The 23,221-nt window shown below is 71.3% G+C and carries 22 protein-coding genes, 2 pseudogenes and 2 riboswitches; of the genes and pseudogenes, 15 read left to right on the forward strand and 9 right to left on the reverse strand.

Features of this window, described 5'->3' with window-relative positions; genetic code table 11:
- The first annotated feature begins 71 nt into the window (after positions 1-71).
- The 4 genes from ACZ7N4_RS19260 to ACZ7N4_RS19275 all read left to right on the forward strand — a co-directional run bounded on the left by ACZ7N4_RS19260 (position 72) and on the right by ACZ7N4_RS19275 (position 3,926).
- Entirely contained in the window at positions 72-839 is a 768-nt protein-coding gene (locus ACZ7N4_RS19260) for an enoyl-CoA hydratase/isomerase family protein (RefSeq protein ID WP_471359524.1), read from the forward strand.
- 299 nt (positions 840-1,138) lie between these two features.
- Positions 1,139-1,642, forward strand: a complete 504-nt coding sequence (locus ACZ7N4_RS19265; protein WP_471359525.1) for an ATP-binding protein — start codon at positions 1,139-1,141, stop codon at positions 1,640-1,642.
- Between the two features lie 305 nt (positions 1,643-1,947).
- Positions 1,948-2,739 (forward strand): polysaccharide deacetylase family protein, encoded by a 792-nt coding sequence (locus ACZ7N4_RS19270; RefSeq protein WP_471359526.1) that lies wholly within the window; start codon positions 1,948-1,950, stop codon positions 2,737-2,739.
- Positions 2,739-3,926 (forward strand): YncE family protein, encoded by a 1,188-nt coding sequence (locus tag ACZ7N4_RS19275; RefSeq protein ID WP_471359527.1) that lies wholly within the window; start codon positions 2,739-2,741, stop codon positions 3,924-3,926. The genes ACZ7N4_RS19270 and ACZ7N4_RS19275 overlap by 1 nt, the downstream gene beginning before the upstream one ends.
- On the opposite strand, the gene ACZ7N4_RS19280 is transcribed toward ACZ7N4_RS19275, so the two are convergent.
- Positions 3,893-4,543 (reverse strand): GNAT family N-acetyltransferase, encoded by a 651-nt coding sequence (locus ACZ7N4_RS19280; protein ID WP_471359528.1) that lies wholly within the window; start codon positions 4,541-4,543, stop codon positions 3,893-3,895. The two genes, ACZ7N4_RS19275 and ACZ7N4_RS19280, sit on opposite strands and share 34 nt — an antisense overlap.
- A 48-nt stretch (positions 4,544-4,591) precedes the next feature.
- Here ACZ7N4_RS19280 and ACZ7N4_RS19285 point away from each other — a divergent pair.
- From ACZ7N4_RS19285 to ACZ7N4_RS19295, 3 genes and pseudogenes are all read left to right on the forward strand, one after another.
- Positions 4,592-4,802 (forward strand): annotated as a pseudogene (locus tag ACZ7N4_RS19285) (MerR family transcriptional regulator); the annotation flags it as partial.
- A 63-nt stretch (positions 4,803-4,865) separates the two neighbouring features.
- Entirely contained in the window at positions 4,866-5,000 is a 135-nt protein-coding gene (locus tag ACZ7N4_RS19290; RefSeq protein ID WP_471359742.1) for a hypothetical protein, read from the forward strand.
- 59 nt (positions 5,001-5,059) lie between these two features.
- Positions 5,060-5,272, forward strand: coding sequence for an EF-hand domain-containing protein (locus tag ACZ7N4_RS19295; protein ID WP_189306000.1), 213 nt, complete (start codon positions 5,060-5,062; stop codon positions 5,270-5,272).
- A 59-nt stretch (positions 5,273-5,331) separates the two neighbouring features.
- Here ACZ7N4_RS19295 and ACZ7N4_RS19300 read toward each other — a convergent pair whose 3' ends face one another.
- Both ACZ7N4_RS19300 and ACZ7N4_RS19305 read right to left on the reverse strand, forming a co-directional pair.
- On the reverse strand, positions 5,332-6,126 hold the full coding sequence (locus ACZ7N4_RS19300) for an ABC transporter ATP-binding protein (RefSeq protein ID WP_471359529.1): 795 nt from the start codon (positions 6,124-6,126) through the stop codon (positions 5,332-5,334).
- Positions 6,123-7,808 carry a 2-isopropylmalate synthase gene (locus tag ACZ7N4_RS19305; RefSeq protein WP_471359530.1) on the reverse strand — a complete coding sequence of 562 codons (1,686 nt, stop codon included), beginning with the start codon at positions 7,806-7,808 and terminating at the stop codon, positions 6,123-6,125. Before ACZ7N4_RS19305 ends, ACZ7N4_RS19300 begins: the two co-directional genes overlap by 4 nt.
- A 194-nt stretch (positions 7,809-8,002) precedes the next feature.
- On the opposite strand from ACZ7N4_RS19305, the gene ACZ7N4_RS19310 reads away from it, so the two are divergent.
- Complete coding sequence (locus tag ACZ7N4_RS19310) at positions 8,003-8,695, forward strand: FadR/GntR family transcriptional regulator (RefSeq protein ID WP_471359531.1); 693 nt, start codon at positions 8,003-8,005, stop codon at positions 8,693-8,695.
- A gap of 102 nt (positions 8,696-8,797) precedes the next feature.
- Positions 8,798-9,457 (forward strand): NADPH-dependent F420 reductase, encoded by a 660-nt coding sequence (locus tag ACZ7N4_RS19315; RefSeq protein ID WP_471359532.1) that lies wholly within the window; start codon positions 8,798-8,800, stop codon positions 9,455-9,457.
- Positions 9,458-9,497: 40 nt separating this feature from the next.
- Here the strand turns inward: ACZ7N4_RS19315 and ACZ7N4_RS19320 are convergent, their stop codons facing one another.
- Positions 9,498-10,052 carry a glycoside hydrolase family 25 protein gene (locus ACZ7N4_RS19320; RefSeq protein ID WP_471359533.1) on the reverse strand — a complete coding sequence of 185 codons (555 nt, stop codon included), beginning with the start codon at positions 10,050-10,052 and terminating at the stop codon, positions 9,498-9,500.
- A 36-nt stretch (positions 10,053-10,088) separates the two neighbouring features.
- Positions 10,089-11,120 carry a phosphatidylinositol-specific phospholipase C domain-containing protein gene (locus ACZ7N4_RS19325; protein WP_471359735.1) on the reverse strand — a complete coding sequence of 344 codons (1,032 nt, stop codon included), beginning with the start codon at positions 11,118-11,120 and terminating at the stop codon, positions 10,089-10,091.
- Between the two features lie 200 nt (positions 11,121-11,320).
- On the opposite strand from ACZ7N4_RS19325, the pseudogene ACZ7N4_RS19330 reads away from it, so the two are divergent.
- A pseudogene (locus ACZ7N4_RS19330) lies at positions 11,321-12,298 on the forward strand (M28 family metallopeptidase); the annotation flags it as partial.
- Positions 12,299-12,398: 100 nt separating this feature from the next.
- On the opposite strand, the gene ACZ7N4_RS19335 reads toward ACZ7N4_RS19330, so the two are convergent.
- From ACZ7N4_RS19335 to gcvT, 4 genes are all read right to left on the reverse strand, one after another.
- Positions 12,399-13,766: an L-serine ammonia-lyase gene (locus ACZ7N4_RS19335; protein ID WP_471359534.1), complete on the reverse strand. Its 1,368-nt coding sequence runs from the start codon at positions 13,764-13,766 to the stop codon at positions 12,399-12,401.
- Between the two features lie 63 nt (positions 13,767-13,829).
- Entirely contained in the window at positions 13,830-15,110 is a 1,281-nt protein-coding gene (glyA, locus tag ACZ7N4_RS19340; protein ID WP_471359535.1) for a serine hydroxymethyltransferase, read from the reverse strand.
- A gap of 14 nt (positions 15,111-15,124) precedes the next feature.
- Positions 15,125-15,502 carry a glycine cleavage system protein GcvH gene (gene gcvH / locus ACZ7N4_RS19345; protein WP_471359536.1) on the reverse strand — a complete coding sequence of 126 codons (378 nt, stop codon included), beginning with the start codon at positions 15,500-15,502 and terminating at the stop codon, positions 15,125-15,127.
- Between the two features lie 137 nt (positions 15,503-15,639).
- Positions 15,640-16,758, reverse strand: a complete 1,119-nt coding sequence (gene gcvT, locus ACZ7N4_RS19350) for a glycine cleavage system aminomethyltransferase GcvT (RefSeq protein ID WP_471359537.1) — start codon at positions 16,756-16,758, stop codon at positions 15,640-15,642.
- 42 nt (positions 16,759-16,800) lie between these two features.
- A riboswitch (glycine riboswitch) is annotated at positions 16,801-16,914 on the reverse strand.
- Positions 16,915-17,014, reverse strand: a riboswitch (glycine riboswitch).
- A 179-nt stretch (positions 17,015-17,193) separates the two neighbouring features.
- Here gcvT and ACZ7N4_RS19355 point away from each other — a divergent pair.
- From ACZ7N4_RS19355 to ACZ7N4_RS19375, 5 genes are all read left to right on the forward strand, one after another.
- A complete protein-coding gene (locus ACZ7N4_RS19355) occupies positions 17,194-17,862 on the forward strand; it encodes an AAA family ATPase (RefSeq protein ID WP_471359538.1) in 669 nt (222 codons plus the stop codon).
- Between the two features lie 430 nt (positions 17,863-18,292).
- Entirely contained in the window at positions 18,293-19,084 is a 792-nt protein-coding gene (locus ACZ7N4_RS19360) for an enhanced serine sensitivity protein SseB (protein WP_471359539.1), read from the forward strand.
- Between the two features lie 93 nt (positions 19,085-19,177).
- Positions 19,178-20,002: an enhanced serine sensitivity protein SseB C-terminal domain-containing protein gene (locus tag ACZ7N4_RS19365; RefSeq protein ID WP_471359540.1), complete on the forward strand. Its 825-nt coding sequence runs from the start codon at positions 19,178-19,180 to the stop codon at positions 20,000-20,002.
- A 349-nt stretch (positions 20,003-20,351) separates the two neighbouring features.
- Complete coding sequence (locus tag ACZ7N4_RS19370; RefSeq protein ID WP_471359541.1) at positions 20,352-21,350, forward strand: ABC transporter permease; 999 nt, start codon at positions 20,352-20,354, stop codon at positions 21,348-21,350.
- 55 nt (positions 21,351-21,405) lie between these two features.
- Complete coding sequence (locus tag ACZ7N4_RS19375; protein WP_471359542.1) at positions 21,406-23,157, forward strand: ABC transporter substrate-binding protein; 1,752 nt, start codon at positions 21,406-21,408, stop codon at positions 23,155-23,157.
- The last annotated feature ends 64 nt before the right edge of the window (positions 23,158-23,221 follow it).

The following is a 23,221-nucleotide window of genomic DNA, read 5'->3' on the forward strand; positions in this document are numbered from 1 at the left end:
CGACGTGAGGGCCCGGTGCTGTGACCTACGGCACCGGGCCCCATGCCGTTAGTCCCCGTTAACCTGCCTCCATGACCGTCACTCTCGAAGTCGCCGAAGGCGTCGGCACCCTGCGGCTGGACCGGCCGCCGATGAACGCGCTGGACATCGCCACCCAGGACCGGCTGAAAGAGCTGGCCGCGGAGGCCACGGACCGCGACGACGTACGCGCCGTGGTGATCTACGGCGGTGAGCGGGTGTTCGCGGCGGGCGCGGACATCAAGGAGATGCAGAACATGGACCACGCCGCGATGGTCCGCCGCTCCCGCGCCCTGCAGGACTCCTTCACCGCCGTGGCCCGCATCCCCAAGCCCGTCGTCGCCGCCATCACCGGCTACGCGCTCGGCGGCGGCTGCGAGCTGGCCCTGTGCGCCGACTACCGCATCGCCGCCGACAACGCCAAGCTCGGCCAGCCCGAGATCCTGCTCGGCCTGATCCCGGGCGCCGGCGGTACCCAGCGGCTGCCCCGGCTGATCGGCCCCTCCAAGGCGAAGGACCTCATCTTCACGGGCCGTCAGGTCAGGGCCGACGAGGCCCTCGCCATCGGCCTGGTGGACCGGGTCGTCCCGGCCGCCGAGGTGTACGAGCAGGCGCACGCCTGGGCCGCGAGGCTCGCCCAGGGTCCGGCGATCGCGCTGCGCGCGGCGAAGGAGTCCGTCGACACCGGTCTGGAAGCCGACATCGACACGGGGCTCGCCGTCGAACGGAACTGGTTCGCGGGCCTGTTCGCCACCGAGGACCGCGAGCGGGGCATGCGCAGCTTCGTGGAGGAGGGGCCGGGCAAGGCCAAGTTCGTCTGAGTCCGTGTGGTGGACGGCTTGACCGAACTCCGGTGAGGGACGGCGCAGTTGACGTGTCGTCTCGTTCGGGTCCCTCGAAGGGGCGGTTTATGGGAGCCTTAAGGCAGCCTTAAGCCTGCTGTGTCGAGGGAGTCCGTCGATTGCCGGGAAGTGAGCCGTCGTCGCAGGTCAGCAGGTTCGTATCGGACATCGACATGTCGGCGGCATATGTCGGCGGACAGGTGCGGAACGGGGGCGTGCGGGGGGCGTATTCCTCCGGAACGGCCCCCAAGGCGGCTCCGGACGGCCATCATGGGGGCATGGCGGGGCTGGAGGGCATCGAACAGCCGCGGGGACACAGCCGTGCAGCCGCGGCGCGCTGGTCGCCCGCGGTCGAGGACGAACAGGCGCTCAAGGCGCTCGAACTGTTCGGGAACCCGACGGAGGCGGAAGTGCCGCTGCCGTCCCGCCCCGAGTCCGCCGCCACCGCCCGCCGGCTCGCCCAGGTCGTCGTCCTGCGCACCTGGAGGCTCACCCCCAAGCTGGCCGAGGACGCCGTCTTACTGGTCTCCGAACTCGTCGGCAACGCCGTGCGGCACACCGGCGCCCGGGTCTTCGGCCTCCGGATGCGCCGGCGCCCCGGCTGGATCCGGGTCGAGGTCCGCGACCCCTCGCGCGGGCTGCCCTGTCTGATGCCGGTCCAGGAACTCGACGTCAGCGGACGCGGACTGTTCCTGGTGGACAAGCTCTCCGACCGCTGGGGCGCGGACCTGCTGCCGCGGGGCAAGACGACGTGGTTCGAGATGAGGGTCGCGGACCGCTAGGGCCTCTCTTCCGGATCCTGCCGGGGTCGCGGGGTGTGGCACGCACATCTGCGGCGTTGTCGTCGGTTGTCGACTCCCCCCACGCACTCGACGTCGCTCGCACGGGGGACCTCCATCGCGTCGACGCCCTCCTCCACCTCGCGGCTGCACGCACCGGACCCCGCTCAGGTCGGCCGACGGGCACCGTCGTCCGGAGCCGGCCTGATCCGGAAGAAAGGCCCCAGCCGCGTCCGGGGCGCCGTCGCACGACCCGACGCCATGGCGAACCGGGCTAATCTCCGGTTTTCTTACCAAACCATCCTTAAATGGTGCGTGTGACCTCCACCCACCGCCGTGACGTGCTGCGCGCCGGCGCCGGGATCGTGGCCGGCGGTGCCCTCGCCACCGGGTGCGGCACCGGCCAGGCCGCCGCTCCGCCCGCCCCGGCCTCCGCCTCCCGCTCGCCCTCGCCCTCCGCGTCCCCGCCGGCGGCCCCCGCCCCCCGGGCCTACCCGGGCCACCCCGCCCAGATCACCCACGGCCCCCGCACCCGCCCCCAGGTGGCCCTCACCTTCCACGGCCAGGGCGACCCCGCCCTCGCCCGCGCGCTGCTCACGACGGCCGAGCGGTACGGCGCCCGGCTCACCGTGCTCGCCGTCGGCAGCTGGCTGGACGAGCACCCGGACCTCGCCCGCCGCGTCCTCGACGGCGGCCACGACCTCGGCAACCACACCCAGCGGCACATCGGCGTCAACTCCCTGCCCGAGGCGGAGGCCCGCCGGGAGATCACCGACTGCGCCGAACGGCTGAAGCGGCTCACCGGCTCCATCGGCACCTGGTTCCGGCCCTCCCGTGCCCCGTCCGCCTCCCCGCTCGTCGCCCGGCTGGCCCGCGCCGCCGGCTACCCGCACGTGCTGTCGTACGACGTCGACTCCCTCGACTACACCCGCCCCGGCGCCGCCGCCGTCACCCGGGAGGTCCTCGCCGGTGTGCGCGACGGATCGGTGGTGAGCCTGCACTTCGGCTACCCGGACACGGTCGCCGCCCTCCCCGACGTCCTGACCGAACTCGGCCGCCGCGGACTGCGCGCGGTCACCACCACGGAGCTGCTGAGCTGATGCGAACCACGAAAGCCGCCCGCCTGCTGGCCGCCGGTGCCGCCGTCACCGCCCTGACCCTGCTCTCCGCGTGCGGCGGCGGCAGCGGGGGCCACGAGAGCGAGGCCCTCGGCAGCAAGGCGCCGCCCCGGCCGCAGGTGAAGAAGCCGCAGGTGAACGTGTTGCCCGGGATGCCACCGGTCGAGGACCCGAAGGACCTGTACGCCGCCGACCGGCCGAACCGGCTCTCGCCCGTGGTCAGGGACTTCCCCACCCGGGTCTACGTCCCCAACACCAACTCCGACACCGTCACCGTCATCGACCCCGCGACCTACCGGGTCGTCGAGACCATCAAGGTCGGACGCCAGCCCCAGCACGTCGTGCCGTCCTGGGACCTGAAGACCCTGTGGGTCAACAACGACCTCGGCAACAGCCTCACCCCGATCGACCCGCGGACCGGCAAGGCCGGCGCACCGGTCGAGGTGCACGACCCGTACAACCTGTACTTCACGCCCGACGGCAAGTACGCCGTCGTCATGGCCTCCATGGACCGCCAACTGGTCTTCCGGGACGCGCACACCATGAAGGTCGTCAAGTCCGTCCCGGTCAGCTGCTACGGCGTCAACCACGCCGACTTCTCCATCGACGGCCGCTACTTCATCGTCTCCTGCGAGTTCAGCGGGGAGATCCTCAAGGTCGACACGGCCGGGATGAAGGTCGTCGCCCAGGAGAAACTGCCGCTGCGCGGCGCGATGCCGCAGGACGTCAAGATCTCCCCGGACGGCAAGCTGTTCTACATCGCCGACATGATGGCCCACGGCGTGTGGATCCTGGACGGCGACCGGTTCACCCGGCCCCGCTTCCTGGCCACCGGCAAGGGCGCCCACGGCCTCTACGTCAGCCGCGACTCGCGCGAGATGTACATCTCCAACCGCGGCGAGGGGACCATCTCCGTCTTCGACTTCACGCAGGACCGGCTCACCAGGAAGTGGCACCTGCCCGGCGGCGGCAGCCCCGACATGGGTGGTGTCTCCGCCGACGGCAAGGTCCTGTGGCTGTCCGGCCGCTACAACTCCGAGGTGTACGCCATCGACACCCGAACCGGTGCCCAACTGGCCCGCATCAAGGTCGGCAGCGGCCCGCACGGGCTCGCCGTCTACCCCCAGCCCGGCCGCTACTCACTGGGACACACCGGCATCTTCCGCTGAAGCAGCAGCTCCGCCCCCACCGGACGGTATCCGGCCGCCTGGAACGCCCGCAGGCTACGGGCGTTCCCCGGGGCGACCTGTGCCCACAGCGGCTCGGCGGCGAGGTGCCGGGCCGCGGTCACCAGCAGCCGTCCGAGCCCCCGCGCGCAGCGCTCGTCCACCTCGACCGACACCTCCAGCCGCCCGGCGACCCCGCGTCCCATGACCAGCACCCCGCCGTCCGCCGCCCAGACCCGGACGTCGTCGCGCCGGCCCCGGGCGTAGCGCGCTCTGGAGTGCCGGGCCTCGCGCGTCTCCGTCAGCGCGAGCGGCGGATCGCCCGGCAGCGGGCCGCCCACCAGGACCGCGTCGATGGTCTCGGCCCGGCGACCGGTCCGCTCCAGGAGGGCGGTCAGGAACCGCGGGTTCATGGTGGCCGCCAGCGGATCGCAGTCCAGGCCGGCCAGGGTCGCGCGGATCCACGCCGGGTCCTCGTCGGTGAAGATCACGGTGTGCGCGGTGAACGACATCACCCCGGCGTCCCGCGGCGAGGGCTGCGGTACGACCGTCGTACCGCCGTCCGGCGGCGGGAAGACCCCGGCCGCCGCCGCGTCGAGAACGTCCCGCAAGCTCTCCAAGGCCCACTCCTCGAGTCTCCACCCACTGGAGGGCTCAGACTCGCAGACGTGATCGACGACGGCACCGGACTTCTCACCATCGGCGAGCCGACCCGCGCCACCGGCCTGACCGGGCGCACCATCCGCTACCGGTCCGACGAGGGCGTGCTCGCCCCCGTGACCCGGTCGGCCGGCCGCTACCGGTTCTACGACGCCGGGTGCGTCGCCCGCCTGGAGCTGATCCGCACCCTGCGCGAGCTGGGCCTCGGCCTTCAGGACTCCAGTACCCGGGAGGTGCCGCACGAGCTCTTCGGGCGCCGACCGGGCCGAGGCGCTGGAGCGCATGACGGCCGGCTTCGACGAGCGCGTGGCCCGCTACCGCGAACTGCTCGCCGTGGTCAGCCGGCAGCCCGCTCCGCCGCACGCCGAGGACTTCGCCTGGGTGGTCGCCGCACTCCGTGCTCGCGCGGGCCGTTAATCTGACCAGCGTCAGTACGCCAGCACGGCATGAGAAACACGAACAAAAGGGGCGGATCGGTGGCGGACATCGAGGAAGCACGCAAGCAGTTCCAGCGGATCGACGCGGACGGTGACGGATTCATCACCGCAGCGGAGTTCAAGTCCGCCCTGGCGCAGCAAGGTGACTGGAACGTCACCGAGACGGTCGCGGAGGCCGTCATCAAGTCCCGCGACCTCAACGGCGACAAGGTGCTGTCGTTCGACGAGTTCTGGGCCTACCTGAACAAGTGACCCGATGACGACAGGGGGTGCTCGCGCCGAACGGCCCGGGCACCCCCTTCGTCACACCGTCACCGCGCCCGCCGGATCCGCACGCTCCAGCGGCCCTCGTGCCGCTCCAGCGTCAGTGGCAGGCCGAAGCAGGAGCCGACCTGGTCGCCGGTGAGCACGGACCCGACCGGCCCGCAGGCCAGCACCCGTCCCTCGCGCAGCAGCACGGCGTGCGTGGTGCCCGCCGGCAGCTCCTCCAGATGGTGCGTGACCAGTACCGTCGCCAGCGCGGGATGTGCCGCCCGCAGCTCCTCCAGGGCCTCGATCAGCCGCTCCCGGCCGGGCAGGTCCAGTCCGGTCGCCGGCTCGTCCAGGAGCAGCAGCCGTGGCTCGGGCATCAGCGCGCGGGCGATCAGCGTCCGGCCGCGCTGCCCCTGCGAGAGCGTCGGCCACCGGGCGTCCCGCAGTGCGCGAAGGCCCAGCAGGGCCAGCAGCGCCTCGGCCCGCTCCGCCTGTTCGGCGGTCGGCCGCCACCGGGGGACCGGCTCCACCGAGTTCGTCACGCCGGTGAGCACCACGTCCCGCACCCGCAGCGGCGAGGTCAGCGGATGGCGCGGGTTCACGTGCCCGACGAACGCCCGCAGCTCCCGCAGGTCCACCCGTCCCAGCCGGTGGCCGAGCACCTCCACCGTGCCCCGCGTCGGATGCACCACCGCGCCGAGCAGTCCGAGCAGCGTGGACTTGCCCGCGCCGTTGGCCCCGAGCAGCGCCCAGTGCTCACCGGCCCGGACGGTCAGTGAGACCTCCTGGAGGAGGGGCCGTCCGTCCCGGACGACGTGCACGTCCTCGGCGCGCAGCACGGTCGTCCCGGTCACCGCGCCGCCCGGTTCACCGCGGACAGCACCGCGTGCACGGCGGCCGAGGGGCCCGTTCCCGCGCCCCAGGCCGTGACCCCGCCGACCCGGCACTCGGCGAAGGCCGCCGCCGTGTCCTCCGTGAGGTCCAGCACGTCGACCGCGATGCCGGCGCCGGCCAGCGCGTCGGTGAACGCGGTCAGCGGACCGGCGCCCGTGCCCTCGTGGTCGCCGACGCGGCCCCCCGCCTCCAGCGTGCAGACGAACCGGTGCACACCGGGCGCCTGCTCGTGCGTGGACCAGGCGTGCAGCCGTACCGCGCCCTCCGTCGGATAGGTCGCCCGGAACAGCTCGTACAGCTCCTGGGGTGTCGCCTCCCGTCCGCTGTCGTCCGTCGCCGCCTGCACGACCCGCGCGAAGTCGGCCCGCATGCGCGGCGGCAGGTCGATGCCGTGGTGCGTGCGCAGCAGGTACGCCACCCCGCCCTTGCCCGACTGGGAATTGACGCGGATCACCGCCTCGTACGACCGCCCGACGTCCGCCGGATCGATCGGCAGGTACGGCACCGACCACGGCGCCGCGCTCTCCGGCACCCCCAGCTCCTTCGCCCGGTGGGCGTGCCGGGCGAGCCCCTTGCCGATCGCGTCCTGGTGCGTGCCGGAGAACGCCGTGTACACCAGGTCGCCCGCGTAGGGGTGCCGCGGGTGGACGGGCAGCCGGTTGCAGTGCTCCACCGTCTCCCGAACGGCGTCGAGGTCCCCCAAGTCGACCATCGGGTCCACTCCCTGGGCGTACAGGTTGAGGGCGAGGGTCACCAGGTCGACGTTGCCGGTGCGCTCCCCGTTTCCGAACAGACAGCCCTCCACCCTCTGGGCGCCGGCCAGCACGGCGAGTTCGGCGCAGGCGACACCGGTGCCCCGGTCGTTGTGCGGGTGCACGGAGAGGACCACGGAGTCGCGGCGGGCGAGGTGGCGGTGCAGGTACTCGATCTGGTCGGCGTAGACGTTCGGGGTGGCGATCTCCACGGTCGCCGGGAGGTTGTGGGTCACCGGGCGGTCCGGGCCCGCGTCCCACAGCGCGGTGAGCCCGTCGCACAGTTCGAGGACGAAGTCCGGCTCGGTGAGGTTGAAGGTCTCGGGCGAGAACTGGAAGCGGACGCCGGGCGCGTCCCCGGCCCGCCGGGCCATGTGCTCCGCCGCCTCCCGCACCGTCCGCCACACCTCGTCCCGGCTTCTGCGCAGGACCACCTCCCGCCACACCGGCGAGGTGGCGATGTAGAGGTGGACCACGGCTCGCGGCAGGCCCTCGATCGCGTCGAAGGTCCGGTCGATCAGGTCGGCGCGGGCCGGCGTGAAGACGACGGGGGTCACGTCGTCCGGCACCGCCCCGCCGCGCGCCAGGTGCCGTACGAAGTCGAAGTCCGCGCGGCTGGCGGAGGGGTAGCCGACCTCGATCTCCTTGAAGCCCACCGTGGTCAGCAGGTCGAAGAGGCGGCGCTTGCGGGGCGTGTCCATGGGCTCGGCGAGCGCCTGGTTGCCGTCGCGCAGGTCGACCGGCACCCAGAGGGGAGCGCGCTCCAGACGCGCGTCGGGCCAGTGCCGGTCGTCGGCGGGGACGCGCACGCGGTCCTGGTAGGGGCGGTAGCGGTGGTACGGCATCCCGCTGGGACGCTGCGGGTTCCAGACGGAAGGAGTGGTGGTCATCGTCGGCTGCCTCTCGGCTCGGTCGGACGGTGACCGGCAGCGCGGGGCCCCGCGGCGGGGTGCCGGTCGCGTCAAACCCCGCCGCGGCAGCCGAGGAGAAGCAGACCGCGAAGCGTCATGCCGGTACGCTAGTCACTGTTCAGCTCCTCAGACAAGTAGAAACCCTCAACTCCTCAGACAAGTTGGTGACCTCGATGCCGCTCGGTGCCCTCCGCCCCAGCCCGCTGGTCGAACAGGCCGCGCAGCGCCTCCGGGAGCAGATCGCCGCCGGCCACTGGCCCGTCGGCACCAAACTGCCCGGTGAGACCACTCTGGCCAGGGAGCTCGGTGTCGGCCGCTCCACCGTCCGTGAGGCGCTGCGCGCGCTGGCCGGCGCGGGACTGGTCCGCCCCCGGCACGGCGCCGGCGTCTTCGTCACCGCCACCGATCCCGTCGAGGACTGGCCCGCCCGGCTGCGCCGGGCCGCGGTCACCGACGTCTACGAGGTCCGCATGGGCGTCGAGGTGCAGGCGGCCCGGCTGGCCGCACGGCGCCGCACCCCCGAGGACGTCACGGCTCTGCGGACCGCGCTGGAGGGCCGCCGTGCGGCCGCCGGCGGGGACGACGCCGGCTTCGTGGAGGCCGACATCGCCCTGCACGGGGCCGTGGTCGCCGCCGCCCACAACCCCGTGCTCACCGGCCTGTTCGCCGAGTTCGTCCCCGTCCTGCGCGAGGGCCTGGTGACCCTGCTGGACCTCACCCGGCTGCGCCACGAGGACCCGGAGACCGGTGACGACTCCCATGCCGCCCTGGTCGAGGCCGTCACCGAGGGGGACGCGGACCGGGCGGCCGCCGTCCTGCTGGCGGAGCTGGAACAGACGCTGGAACGCCTGCGGGAACGAGAGTGACCCTGTCACCCGTCCGGAGGGCGGCGGAATAGTCCCGGGCGCGGGGAGGTTGTCGCGGAGGACAGAAGCATGCATGTGCATGGATTACCCGGAAGGTCAGCCATGAAGATCGGCATCATCGGCGCGGGGAACATCGGCGGCAACCTGACCCGGCGGCTCACCGCCCTCGGCCACGACGTCTCCGTGGCCAACTCCCGCGGCCCCGAGACGCTCCGCGAACTGGCCGAGGAGACCGGCGCCACCGCGGTCCGGGCCGAGGAGGCGGCCGAGGGCGCCGGGGTCGTGATCGTCACCGTCCCCCTGAAGGCCGTCCCCGACCTCCCCTCCGGCCTGCTGGACGGCGCGGCCGAGGGCGTCGCGGTGATCGACACCGGCAACTACTACCCGCAGCGCGACGGCCGCATCGCCGCCATCGAGGACGAGGGCCTCACCGAGAGCCGCTGGACCGAGCAGCACCTCGGCCACCCCGTGATCAAGGCCTTCAACGGCACCTACGCCCAGGACCTCCTGGACCGCCCCCGCCCCGCGGGCGACCCCGACCGCATGGCCCTCCCCGTCGCCGGCGACGACGAGACCGCCAAGCGCACGGTCCGGGCCCTGATCGACGAACTGGGCTTTGACACGGTCGACGCCGGCAGCCTCGACGACTCCTGGCGACAGCAGCCCGGCACCCCGGTCTACGGCCTCCGCGCCGGCACGCCCGCCGTGGAGAAGGCCCTGGCGGAAGCCACCCCGGAACGCCCCGCGGACTTCCGGGCCTGACCCGCGCCCGCCGTCCGGGCCCGGTCATCCCGCCCGGGCCCTACGGCGTGGCCCAGTCGCGCAGCTCGTCCTCCCCGGCGAAGTACGCCACGTCCTTGTCGTGGGGGTCACTGGTGTACTGGTGGAACCGCCACTTCGCCTGGATGCGCGGCTTGCCCGCGGTGACGTAGTCGGCGATCCACAGACCGTCCCCGGCGTAGGAGGTGGTGTCGACGTTCAGCCAGAAGTGGCGGTTGCAGTAGAGCACGACCCGGTTGTGCGGTCGCAACTCCTTGAGTCTGCGGATGAAGCGGTCCTTCTCCGCGTTGCTCGCGTGGGTGCCCTCGCCGGTGGTTTCCCAGTCGACGGCGAGGAGGTCGCCGCGGCGGTCGGGGGCGTGGTCGAGGAAGTACTCGGCCTGGGCGGTGAGGTTGCCGGGCCACAGGAAGTGGTAGAAACCGACGACCAGGCCCGCGTCGCGGGCGCGCTTGGTCTGCGCCGCGAGTTTCGGGTTCACGTACGAACGGCCCTCCGTCGCCTTCACGAAGACGAAGGAGAGGCCGCCCGTCCCGTAGGCGGAGGACTGGAAGGCGCTCACGTCGATGCCATGCAGCATGTGAAGGTTGTCCCCCGTGAGCGCCCGTCCCGAACCTCAGCTCCGGGTGGTCACCGAACTCAGCACCGACGCCGGCTTCGCCGACCAGTCCGAGGTGATCATGCTCGCGTGGTCCCTGGCCAACAGGGCGAGGCGTGCGGCGACTTCGGCGTCCGTCGGGTTGGTGGAGGAGATGGCCGGGGACACGTTGTGGGCGTCCGTGGCGATCAGGATGTAGTGGTTCCGGGAGTAGAACGAGGTGTCGTAGCCGTTGTTCACGTAACTGGCCGCGTCACCGTCGAAGAACACGAACCACGGGCGGATCGAGGCGTCGTAGCGGTTCGTGCGCGGGTCGCCGTTCTCGGCGCCGAGCACGGCCGGGAAGGCCTGGGCCGAGGAGATGCGGCCGGCCGCGTACAGGTCGCGCAGGTGGTCGCCGTACTCCTCGTCCGTCCAGTAGCCGTCGAACGGGTTGGACTGCTCCACCGTGCCCGGGATCAGGTCGAAGAGGAACTTGCCCCTGAGCGAGTCCCGGTCGGGCCAGGCGTCGGCCTTCGCCGCCGCGTCCAGCGTGCTGTACGTCCCGCCGAGCAGGTCGGCCGGCCTGTAGACGCTGCCGCCCAGCTTCTGGGCGACCAGGGTGTCGAACTCGTCCGGTCCGAGGCCGCCCTTGTCGTTGAAGCCGACCTTCATCTCGACCTTGACGAGGATCGGCGGGTGGTCGGGGTGGAGCTGGTTCCACGCGGCCATGTTGTCCAGGCAGCCGCCGAGGTCCTGGTTCCGGCTCTTGCCGTACAGCTCGCCCGGGGTCTTCGCCGCCTCGCAGTTGTTGTCGTTGCCCAGCGGGTTGCTGTGGCTGACCCGCCAGCGGTGGCTGAGGCTGTCGACGTAGACGTCCAGCTCCAGCAGTGAGGCCCCGGAGTCCAACGCCTGGGCGAAGTACGCGTACTTGCTCTTCTCGTACGCGTTGTGCGTACCGATGGCCGTCGTCGCGGAGAACTTCGGCGACGCCGCGTGGGCGTTGCCCGGTGCCACCACCAGCAGAGCGGCGGCGCCCGCGAGCGCCGCCAGCCGTCTCAGTCCACGTATCACCGAAATCCCTTTCGCCGCCGTCGAGTTGGCGGCAGCGTAGGGCGGTGCGGTTACCGTGCGGTAGCCCCAGGGGGAACATCCTTCCCGGAATTCATGCTTGACGGGTGCTTGGCATGCGCATGCTCATAGTGAGGGGAGCGGCACGTCCCGGCCGGGCCGTGCGCGCACCTCCCGTTTCCTCCACCCCACAAGGAGACATGGTGTTACGACCGAGCAGACTCACCCTGGCAGGCCTCGCGCTCGTCACGGCCGCCACCGGCCTCGCCGCGCTGCCCCTGAACGCCGAAGCGGCCTCCTCGCGCCCCCAGGACCCCACCCTGGCCGCGTCCGCCCCCGACATCGACGTCACCAGGGTCCAGGCGCACCTCACCGAACTGGGCGCCATAGCGACCCGCAACGGCGGCAACCGCAGATCGACCGGCCAGGGCTACCGCGACTCGGTCGCCTATGTGAAGGCCAGGCTCCAGGCGGCCGGATACACCGTCACCGAGCAGGCCTGCGCCTCCGGTTGCACCCGCGGCGCCGGACCCAACCTGATAGCCGAGTGGCCCTACGGCGACGCGTCGAAGGTGTACATGTTCGGCTCCCACCTCGACGGCGTCTCCGCCGGCCCCGGCATCAACGACAACGGCTCCGGCAGTGCGACCCTCCTGGAGGTCGCCCTGAAACTCGCCGAGACCCGCCCCGCGATGGCGGCCCGCGTCCGCTTCGGCTGGTGGACGGACGAGGAGGCCGGCCTCAACGGCTCGGACTTCTACGTCCGCTCCCTCACCGCCGCCCAGCGCTCGGCGATCAAGGCGTACTACAACTTCGACATGGTCGCCTCGCCCAACGGCGGCTACTTCGTCAACCACCTCACCTCCACCGCCGCCGCGCCGATGAAGGCGTACTGGGACTCGCTGAACCTCCGGCCCGAGGAGAACACCGAGGGCGCGGGCCGCTCCGACGACTACTCGTTCGAGGCCTACTCCATCCCGACCTCCGGCTACGCCATGGGCGCGAGCGCACGCAAGACCTCGGCGCAGGCGGCCAAGTGGGGCGGCACGGCGGGTGCCGCCTACGACCGCTGCTACCACTCCTCCTGCGACACCACCGCCAACATCAACGCCACCGGCCTGAACCGCAGTGCCGACGGTGTCGCCTACACGCTGTGGAAGCAGGCGGTCTCGGCCGGCTGAGCCGTCGGCGGGACGGCGAAGGGGGGCGGATCCTCCGGGACCCGCCCCCCTCTCGCCGTACCCTCACGCCGTTCCCGGTACCGCCCGTCCGGCCCGGCTAGCACTCGATGATGTTCACCGCGAGCCCGCCGCGCGCCGTCTCCTTGTACTTCACGCTCATGTCCGCGCCGGTGTCCTTCATCGTCTTGATGACCTTGTCCAGGGACACCTTGTGCGAGCCGTCGCCGCGCATCGCCATCTTCGCGGCCGTGACCGCCTTCACCGCGGCCATGCCGTTGCGCTCGATGCACGGGATCTGGACCAGGCCGCCGACCGGGTCGCAGGTCAGGCCGAGGTTGTGCTCCATGCCGATCTCGGCCGCGTTCTCCACCTGCTCGGGGGAGCCGCCGAGCACCTCGGCGAGCGCGCCCGCCGCCATGGAGCAGGCCGAGCCGACCTCGCCCTGGCAGCCGACCTCGGCGCCGGAGATGGACGCGTTCTCCTTGAACAGCATGCCGATCGCGCCCGCGGCCAGCAGGAAGCGGACCACGCCGTCCTCGTCGGCGCCCGGCACGAAGTTGATGTAGTAGTGCAGGACCGCCGGGATGATGCCGGCCGCGCCGTTGGTGGGTGCCGTCACCACACGGCCGCCGGCCGCGTTCTCCTCGTTCACCGCCATCGCGTAGAGCGTGATCCACTCCATGGCGTGCGCCAGCGGGTCGCCCTCGGCGCGCAGCTGACGGGCCGAGACGGCCGCGCGGCGGCGGACCTTCAGACCGCCGGGCAGGATGCCCTCACGGGACATGCCCCGCTGCACGCACTCGCGCATCACCCGCCAGATCTCCAGCAGGCCCGCGCGGATCTCCTCCTCGGAGCGCCAGGCCCGCTCGTTCTCCAGCATCAGCGAGGAGATCGACAGGCCCGTCTCCTTCGTCAGGCGCAGCAGCTCGTCGCCCGTGCGGAACGGGTACTTCAGGACCGTGTCGTCGAGCTTGATCCGGTCCGCGCCCACCGCGTCCTCGTCGACGACGAAGCCGCCGCCGACCGAGTAGTACGTCTTGGAGATCAGCTCGGCGCCGTCGGCGTCGTACGCCCACAGCGTCATGCCGTTGGCGTGGTACGGCAGGGCCTTGCGGCGGTGCAGCACCAGATCCCGGTCGAAGTCGAAGGCGATCTCGTGCTCGCCGAGGAGCCTGATCCTGCCCTCGGTCCTGATCGCCTCCACGCGCGCGTCCGCCGTCTCCACGTCCACCGTGCGCGGCGAGTCGCCGGCCAGGCCGAGCAGGACGGCCTTCGGGGTCCCGTGGCCGTGTCCGGTCGCGCCCAGGGAGCCGTACAGCTCCGTGCGGACGGAGGCGGCCTTCTCCAGAAGGCCTTCGTTGCGCAGGCGGCGGGCGAACATCCGTGCCGCCCGCATCGGGCCGACCGTGTGGGAGCTGGACGGGCCGATGCCGATCGAGAACAGGTCGAAGACCGAGATGGCCACGGTCACTCCTCAAGACAACAGGGGGGTGGCGGGGCACCCTCGGACGGGTGCCCCACCGGGGACTTACTTGTTCAGACCCGGGTACAGCGGGTGCTTGTCGGCGAGCGCCTTCACGCGCGCCTTGAGGGCCTCGGCGTCGGCCTCCCCGAAGGGGGACGGCGCCTTCAGCGCCTCCGCGATCACGTCCGCGACCTCGGCGAAGTCCTCGGCCGTGAAGCCGCGGGTCGCCAGGGCCGGCGTACCGATGCGCAGACCCGAGGTGACCATCGGCGGCCGCGGGTCGTTCGGGACGGCGTTGCGGTTGACCGTGATGCCGACCTCGTGGAGACGGTCCTCGGCCTGCTGCCCGTCCAGCTCCGACGCACGCAGGTCCACGAGGATCAGGTGCACGTCGGTGCCGCCGGACAGCACGTTCACGCCGGCCTCGCGCGCGTCCGGAGCCGTCAGCCGCTCGGCGAGGATGCGCGCACCTTCCACCGTACGACGCTGGCGCTCCTTGAAGTCCTCCGAGGCGGCGACCTTGAAGGAGACCGCCTTCGCCGCGATCACGTGCTCCAGGGGACCGCCCTGGAAGCCCGGGAAGACGGAGGAGTTCAGCTTCTTCGCGAAGTCCTTCTTCGCGAGGATGATGCCGCCGCGCGGGCCGCCCAGCGTCTTGTGGGTGGTCGAGGTGACGACGTCCGCGTACTCCACCGGGTTCGCGTGCAGACCGGCCGCGACCAGGCCCGCGAAGTGCGCCATGTCGACCCACAGGTACGCGCCGGCCTCGTCGGCGATCCGGCGGAACTCGGCGAAGTCCAGCTCCCGCGGGTACGCCGACCAGCCCGCGATGATCACCTTCGGGCGGTGCTCCTTGGCGAGCCTCTCGACCTCGGCCATGTCGACCAGGCCGGTCTCGGCGTCCACGTGGTAGGCGACCACGTCGAACTGCTTGCCGGAGAAGTTCAGCCGCATCCCGTGGGTCAGGTGGCCGCCGTGCGCCAGGTCCAGGCCGAGGATGGTGTCCCCGGGCTGGGCCAGCGCGAACAGGGCCGCCTGGTTCGCGGAGGCACCGGAGTGGGGCTGCACGTTGGCGTACTCGGCGCCGAACAGCTCCTTCACCCGGTCGATGGCGATCTGCTCGGCGACGTCGACGTGCTCGCAGCCGCCGTAGTAGCGGCGGCCCGGGTAGCCCTCCGCGTACTTGTTGGTGAGGACCGAGCCCTGCGCCTCCATCACCGCGAGCGGCGCGAAGTTCTCGGAGGCGATCATCTCCAGGGTCGACTGCTGACGGTTCAGCTCGGCGTCGACCGCGGCGGCGATCTCCGGGTCCAGCTCGTGCAGGGGCGTGTTCAGAACAGTCATACGACTACGACTCCTCAGCCGGCGGAAAAGGCGGTGTACTCGTCGGCGGAGAGCAGATCGGCCGGCTCCTCCGCGACGCGTACCTTGAACAGCCAGCCGCCCTCGAAGGGAGCGGAGTTCACCAGCGACGGGTCGCTGACGACGTCCTCGTTGACCTCGGTGATCTCACCGGTGACCGGCGAGTACAGGTCGGACACCGACTTCGTCGACTCCAGCTCGCCGCAGGTCTCGCCCGCGGACACGGTGGAGCCGACGTCGGGGAGCTGGACGAAGACGACGTCACCGAGCGCGTTGGCCGCGTGCTCCGTGATGCCGACCGTCGCGACGCCGTCCTCGGCGGCCGACAGCCACTCGTGCTCCTTGCTGTAGCGCAGCTGCTGGGGGTTGCTCATGGCCTGAATTCTCCTGTACACGCGGGAGTGCTGATGACGGGGGGACTGCGGAAACCGCTGGTGAGCGGCCGAATGTGCGCAGGGTCACGTGCCGGCCACGGGGCGGGGCCCCGGAGACGGCCGACCGCGCCCAGTCTTTACTTCTGGCGCTTGTAGAACGGCAGCGCCACGACCTGGTACGCCTCGTGGGTGCCCCGGATGTCCACGCCGACGCCCCCGGTGCCCGGCGCGGCGTGCGCCGCGTCGACGTAGGCCATGGCGATCGGCTTGCCCAGGGTGGGGGAGGGGGCGCCGGAGGTGACCTCGCCGATCACCTCGCCCCCGGCGACGACGGCGTACCCGGCGCGCGGCACCCGGCGGCCCTCGGCGACCAGGCCGACCAGCACCCGCGGGGGGTTCTCCTCGGCCCGGGCGGCGGCCCGCGTGAGCGCCTCGCGGCCCACGAAGTCGCCTTCCTTCTCGAACTTCACCACGCGGCCGAGCCCGGCGTCGAAGGGGGTCAGCTCACGGGTCAGCTCGTGCCCGTACAGCGGCATGCCCGCCTCCAGGCGCAGCGTGTCCCGGCAGGACAGCCCGCACGGCGCCAGGCCGACGCCCTCGCCGGCCTTGGTCAGCGCCTGCCACAGCTCGACGGCGTGCTCCGGCTTCACGAACAGCTCGAAACCGTCCTCGCCGGTGTAGCCGGTGCGGGCGATCAGCGCCGGGACGCCGGCGACCGTGCCGGGCAGGCCGGCGTAGTACTTCAGACCGTCCAGGTCGGCGTCGGTGAGCGACTTCAGGATCCCGGGGGACCGGGGACCCTGCACGGCGATCAGCGCGTACGCGTCCCGGTCGTCGCGGACCTCGGCGTCGAAGCCCCCGGCGCGCTCGGTGAGCGCGTCCAGCACGACCTGGGCGTTGGAGGCGTTGGCGACGACCATGTACTCGGTCTCGGCCAGCCGGTAGACGATCAGGTCGTCCAGGATGCCGCCGTCGGCCTGGCAGATCATGGTGTAGCGGGCGCGGCCCACGCCGACGGAGGCGATGTTGCCGACCAGGGCGAAGTTCAGGAACGCGGCGGCCTCGGCGCCGGTGACGGTGATCTCGCCCATGTGGGAGAGGTCGAAGAGACCGGCCTTCGTGCGCACGGCGAGGTGCTCGTCACGCTCGGAGCCGTAGCGCAGGGGCATGTCCCAGCCGGCGAAGTCGGTCATCGTCGCACCGAGCGAGCGATGCACGGCATCGAGCGCGGTGTGACGGAGTGCAGAACTGCTCATCGGACGGTCGTCTCCCAAGGCAGGCGGACAGGCGAGGAACGTTCCTCCCCATCTGTCATCGGAACCTGAGAGGTTCGCCACGACCGCCACGGGGACGATCACGGCTTGCACCTTGGGTGGAGCCACTGTCTGCAGCGGCCCGCTTTTCAGATGTGCCTCGCCCGCGCGGTAACGGGGCCTGAGAGATTCAAGGGAGGGACTTGCTCCTTCGGCGCCCCGGCACCAGTGCTGCCAGGGACTCTCCCGCGCGGATTCAAGCGGCCGGTATGCAGTTGGCGGGCACATCATTGCACGCCGCACCCCGCCCAGCCAGAGCACGCTCCTTGTGACCAACCCGTAGCCGTACGCACACGAATCGCCGACCGTTGCGCATTACCTTCCCTTTACATACGACGGGCATGGGATTGACCGAGCCCACAGGGGAGGACGATCACGGTGAACAGGACCTCGGCCTACGCCACCGACGCCGGCTTCGCGGTGCCGAAGCAGCCCACCGCCCTCTCCCGCGAGCGCAGCGCGGACCGCCCCGCACCGGTCGTCCGCGACCTGCGCGACCGCGCCGGCCGGAGCCCGCACGCCCTGCTCTTCGGCCCCCGCGACCTGGTGGTGGTCACCGGACTGCCCGGCAGCGGCAAGTCCACCCTGATGCACCGCGCCGTCACCGGCCGGCGCGTCGACTCCCAGGACGCCCGCGACCGCTGGCAGGCCCGCGTCCCCGGCTTCCTCCCCTACGCCCTGTACCGCCCCCTGGTCCGCCTCGCCCACTACGCCGGACTGCGGCGCGCCCTGCGCACCGGCGAGGGGGTCGTCGTGCACGACTGCGGCACCCAGCCCTGGGTGCGCGCCTGGCTGGCCCGCGAGGCCCGCCGCCGGGGCGCCACCCTGCACCTGCTCGTCCTCGACGTCAGCCCCGAGACGGCCCGGGAGGGCCAGCGCGAACGCGGCCGGGGCGTGTCCCGCTTCGCCTTCCGCCGCCACCGCCGGACCACCGCCCGCCTGCTGCGCGCGGTGGAGAGGGGCGAGCCGCCCGCCGGCTGCGGCGCGGCCGTGCTGCTGGACCGGGACGCGGCGGACGTCCTCGGCCGGGTCGGCTTCACCCGGTGACGGCTGCCGGTCTCGCGCGGGGGCGGGGCCGGGTTTCGGACGGGGCGCGGGTGCGGCTTCAGGCCGTGGCGGGCGCCGGCTTCAACGGTGGCGGGTGCCGGCTGCGAGGGAGGCGGTGGGCGTCGGCTGCGAGGGCTGCGGGTGCGGGTTTCAGTCGGAGGCGGATGCCGGTTCGGGCGGGGGTGGGTGCGGGCTCTGAGCCGCGACGGGTGCCGACTTCACCTATGGCGGCGGCGGCTGCACGCGGCGGCGGCGCCGGCCCCACGTGGTGGCGGGCGTCGGCTGCGAGGGGGGCGGGTGCGGGCTTCAGCCCGTGACGGGTGCCGGCTTCGCGCGGTGGCGGGGTGCCGGCCTCGCGCGGTGAGGCACTGTCACCGCCACCCGCTAGCCTTTTCGCGCACAGCAGTGATCCCCAGCAGGCGGTAGGCAGATGGACTTCCCGGCGGACCTTCCCGCGGACTTCCCGGCACAGGCGCACCCCCACCCGCACGGCGGGTGGCCCGGCAACGAGTTGGAGGAGGTGCTCTCGGCCTCCCTCGGCGTGCCCGCGGCGGGCGGTCGGATCGTCGAGGTCCTCGGCCGCAGCTTCCTGTGGATACCGCTGCCGAACGGCGGGGGCCCGGACAGCGGCCCGCTGGACCTGCCGACGATGGACATCGAGGGCCAGACGTACGTCCCGGTGTTCAGCTCCGAGGAACAGCTGCGCCAGGTGGCCGGTGCCCACATGTCGTACACCGTCGCCCCCGCCCTGGAGTTCGCCCGCGGCCTGCCCCCGCAGGCGGGCATCGTGGTCAACCCGGGCGGTGTGGTCGGCGTCCCGCTGCCGCCCGACGCCGTGGCCGAGCTGTGCAGGGCCGGCCGCACCCCGCTCGACGGCCCCAACACCGGCGGCCGGGTCCGCCTCTTCGAGCCCGACTGGCAGGACGACCCGGTCGACTTCCTCTCCGCCGCCTCCGCCGAGTTCGCCGAGGCCGGCGTGATCCTCACCGCCCGCCGCTGCCTGGCGGCCGTCGAGACGGCCGACCCGGTGATGTTCGTCGGCGTGGAACTCTCCCAGTGGGAGGGCGACCTCCGCACCCGCCCCCTGGAGGCCCTGGGCCGGGCGCTGGGCAGGGTGCCGGTCCGGTGGCCGGTCAGCCTGGTCCTGATGGACGTGACGGACGACCCGGTGGCCACCTGGCTGAAGACCAACGTCCGCCCCTTCTACGAGTACGGCCACTGAAGGCGCCCCCGCGCACGAACACAAGGCCCCGAGTCGCAGGGCGCATAAGCTGTCTCCGAACGCAGGGGCACGGAAAAGAGAAGGGCACGACAGGTGAGCGCGAGCCACAGCGGAAGCGTCGAGCACACGCTGCGCCAGGTCACGCCCGGACGCTACGACGCCTACGAGGCCCTGCTCCGCGCCCTCGCCATCCCCTCCTCCGGCCAGATCTGGATGCTGCTGTGGCACGGCCAGGCCGGTTCTCCGGACGCCCAGTACGGGGACATGGAGGTGGACGGCTGCCACTACGCCCCCTGCGTCACCTCCGCCCAGGAGCTGTCGGCCAGCGGCTGGAACCGCTCGTACGAAGTGGTCGACGGCCTCGACGTGGCGCGCACCCTCTACCCCGACCACTACGGACTCTGGCTCAACCCGCACGCCCCCGGCGGCGGCGTCGGCATCCCCTGGCTGGATCTGCGCCGTATCGCCGCCGGCCTGGACCGCCAGCCCGCGGGACCCCTGCGGCTGTCCGAGCCCGGCATCGAGATCCCCCAGTTCTACGCCCTGCTCGCGCAGAACGCGCACCGGACCCCCGCGCTGCGCTCGCTGCGCCGCGCCTGGGTGCAGCCGGCACTCGGGGCGCCGTACCTCGCCATCGGCCTGGACGTCTACGACGCCTCCCCGGCCGCGGTCGACTCGGTGCGCGCGATGATGCAGCAGTCCATCGGGGCGGTCCCGGAGGGGCTGCCGGTGTCGACGGTCGCCATGACCGACGACCACGACCCGGTGGTGATGTGGATGCGGGCCAACGCGCGCCCCTTCTACGACCGCGAGGCCCACGTCCCCGCGCCCCCGCCGCAGCCCCCGCTCCAGGCCCCGGCCCTGCCGCAGACCCCGGCGCCCGGATACGGCTACCCACCGGTGCACGGCGGTTACTGACAACAGTGCCGCGTGGCACGCGCTTTGGCTGCCGGCGCAGAATTTACGAGCCGGACCCACTTCTGCGCGCGTAGACATCGCCCGATCGTCCCGAACCGCGCAAATTCGCCGTTCTGCCCCAACTGGGCCGCGTCCGGTGGCCGTTACCCACTGATCGGATAACGGAATCCCCCGGACTGCATCACGGTTGCGCATACTTTCGCCGTCAGCTCTGGCGGGTGATCGCGACGACGCTGAAGACTCCCGACTCAGACGTGAGGTCGAGACCTCATGCTCGATGGCAAGTCGACAAAGCCGCAATCCGCGGCAGGCGCAGGCCGGTCACCACCGGCGAGAGGGGTCGCTCACCGTGACCGCACCGATCGAGACCACCGGGGCGGCAGCCGAGGCACAGCCGGAGGCTGTGCTGGAGGGTGTCGGAAAGGGGCAGATCGAGGGTCGTTCCCTGGGCCAGATCGCCTGGACCCGGTTCAAGAAGGACAAGGTGGCCGTCGCGGGCGGCGTCATCGTGATCCTGCTGATCCTCCTCGCCGTCCTCTCGCGGCCCATCCAGTCCCTGCTCGGGCTCGACCCCAACGCCTTCAACCAGGACCTGATCGATCCCAACACCTCCCTGCCCAAGGGAAGTCTGGGCGGCATGAGCGCGGACCACCCGCTCGGCGTGGACCCGAAGTTCGGCCGGGACATCGCCACCCGCATCCTGGAGGGCTCCTGGGTGTCGCTGGTGGTCGCCTTCGGCGCCACCATCCTGTCCAACGTGATCGGCGCCGTCATGGGCGTCATCGCGGGCTACTACGGCGGGCGGGTCGACTCGATCATCAGCCGGCTGATGGACACGTTCCTCGCCTTCCCCCTCCTGCTGTTCGCCATCTCCATCTCCGCCACGCTGCAGGGCGGCGCGTTCGGCCTGAACGGACTGCCGCTCCACCTGAGCGTGCTGATCTTCGTCATCGGCTTCTTCAACTGGCCCTATCTGGGACGGATCGTGCGCGGCCAGACCCTCGCCCTGCGCGAGCGCGAGTTCGTCGACGCCTCCCGGGGCATGGGCGCCAAGGCTCCGTACATCCTGTTCAGGGAGCTGATGCCCAACCTGGTCGGCCCGATCATCGTCTACTCGACGCTGCTCATCCCGACCAACATCCTCTTCGAGGCGTCCCTGAGCTTCCTCGGCGTCGGCATCCAGCCCCCGCAGGCGTCCTGGGGCGGCATGCTCCGCGAGGCGGTCAACTTCTACAAGGTCGACCCCCAGTTCATGATCGTCCCCGGACTCGCCATCTTCGTGACCGTGCTGGCGTTCAACCTGCTCGGTGACGGTCTCCGCGATGCTCTCGACCCGCGCAGTCGCTGACGCCTGCCACAGAGAGCCCGAAAAGTTTCCAACAATGGAGGGGAAAGCGCCCATCATGCGAAGGTCAGCGCTGGCCGCGATCGCGGCCATCGGCTCCGCCAGCCTGCTCGTTGCAGGTTGCAGCAAGGCCGATGACAACAAGAACGAGAACGGCACCAAGTCGGCCGGGGCCAACGCCGCGACCAAGGGCGTCGTCAACGCGTCCGACAAAAAGGGTGGCACGCTCACCTACGAGATGTCCGACGTCCCGGACTCGTTCGACCCCGGCAACACGTACTACGCGTACATGTACAACCTGAGCCGGCTGTGGGCCCGCCCGCTGATGACCTTCAAGCCGGGCGCCGGCGAGGAGGGCAACACCCTCGTCCCGGACCTCGCGGCGAGCAAGGGCGTGTCGAGCGACGGCGGCAAGACCTGGACGTACAAGCTGCGTTCGGGCCTGAAGTACGAGGACGGCACGCCGATCACCTCGAAGGACGTCAAGTACGCCGTCGAGCGCTCAAACTTCGCGCGTGACGTGCTCTCCCTCGGCCCGAACTACTTCCAGCAGTTCCTGGCCGGCGGCGACAAGTACAAGGGCCCGTACAAGGACAAGAGCGACAAGGGCCTGTCCTCCATCGAGACGCCGGACGACACCACGGTCGTCTTCCACCTGAAGCAGGCCTTCCAGGAGTTCGACTACCTGGTCGCCGCCCCGCAGACGGCGCCGGTGCCCAAGGCGAAGGACAAGGGCGTCGACTACGTCAAGAGCATCGTCTCCTCGGGCTCGTACAAGTTCCAGAGCTACGAGGACGGCAAGCAGGCCGTCCTGGTGCGCAACGAGAACTGGGACGCGAAGACCGACCCGCTGCGCAAGCAGCTGCCGGACAAGATCGTCGTCAAGCTGAAGGTCAACCCGGAGACGATCGACCAGGACGTCCTCGCCGGCAAGGCGATCGACCTGGCCGGTACCGGTGTCCAGGCCTCGACCCAGGCCGACGTCATCACCGACCCGGACAAGAAGGCCGGCACCGACAACACCTTCGGTGGCCGTCTCGTCTACATGGCGATCAACACCAAGGTCGCGCCGTTCGACAAGATCGAGTGCCGCAAGGCCGTCCAGTACGCCATCGACAAGGTCTCGGTGCAGACCGCCGAGGGCGGCCCGATCCGCGGTGACATCGCCTCCACGGTCCTCCCGCCGGACATCCCGGGCTACGCCAAGTCCGACGTCTACGCCACCAAGGACAACAAGGGCGACGTCGCCAAGGCCAAGGAGCAGCTGAAGGCCTGCGGCAAGTCGTCCATCTCCACGAACATCTCGGCCCGTTCGGACCGGCCGCAGGAGGTCGACGCCGCCACGGCGATCATCAACTCGCTGAAGAAGGTCGGCATCAACGCCAGCCTGAAGCAGTACCCGTCCGGCAAGTACTTCACGGACTACGCGGGTGTGCCGAAGTTCACCGAGAAGCAGAACCTCGGTCTGATCATGATGCAGTGGGGTGCCGACTGGCCCTCGGGCTACGGCTTCCTGCAGCAGATCCTGAACGGCAAGGCGATCAGCCAGTCCGGCAACACCAACCTGGCGCAGTACGACAGCAAGGACGTCAACGCCCTGCTGTCCAAGGCGATCGGCACTCAGGACACCACTGAGCGCAACAGCCTCTACACGCAGATCGACAAGAAGACCATGGACGACGCCGTCCTCGTCCCGCTGACCTACTTCAAGGTCCTGCTCGCCCGCCCGCAGAACTACACCAACCTGGTTTCCACGGCGGCCTTCAGCGGTCAGTACGACTACCTCAACATCGGCGTCGCGTCGAAGTAGCAGCCCCGGAAGGCAGGTGAAGGCATTGGTGCCCGCGGGCCTCGCGGCCCGCGGGCACCAGCGC

This window comes from Streptomyces sp. NPDC107654, assembly GCF_055639035.1.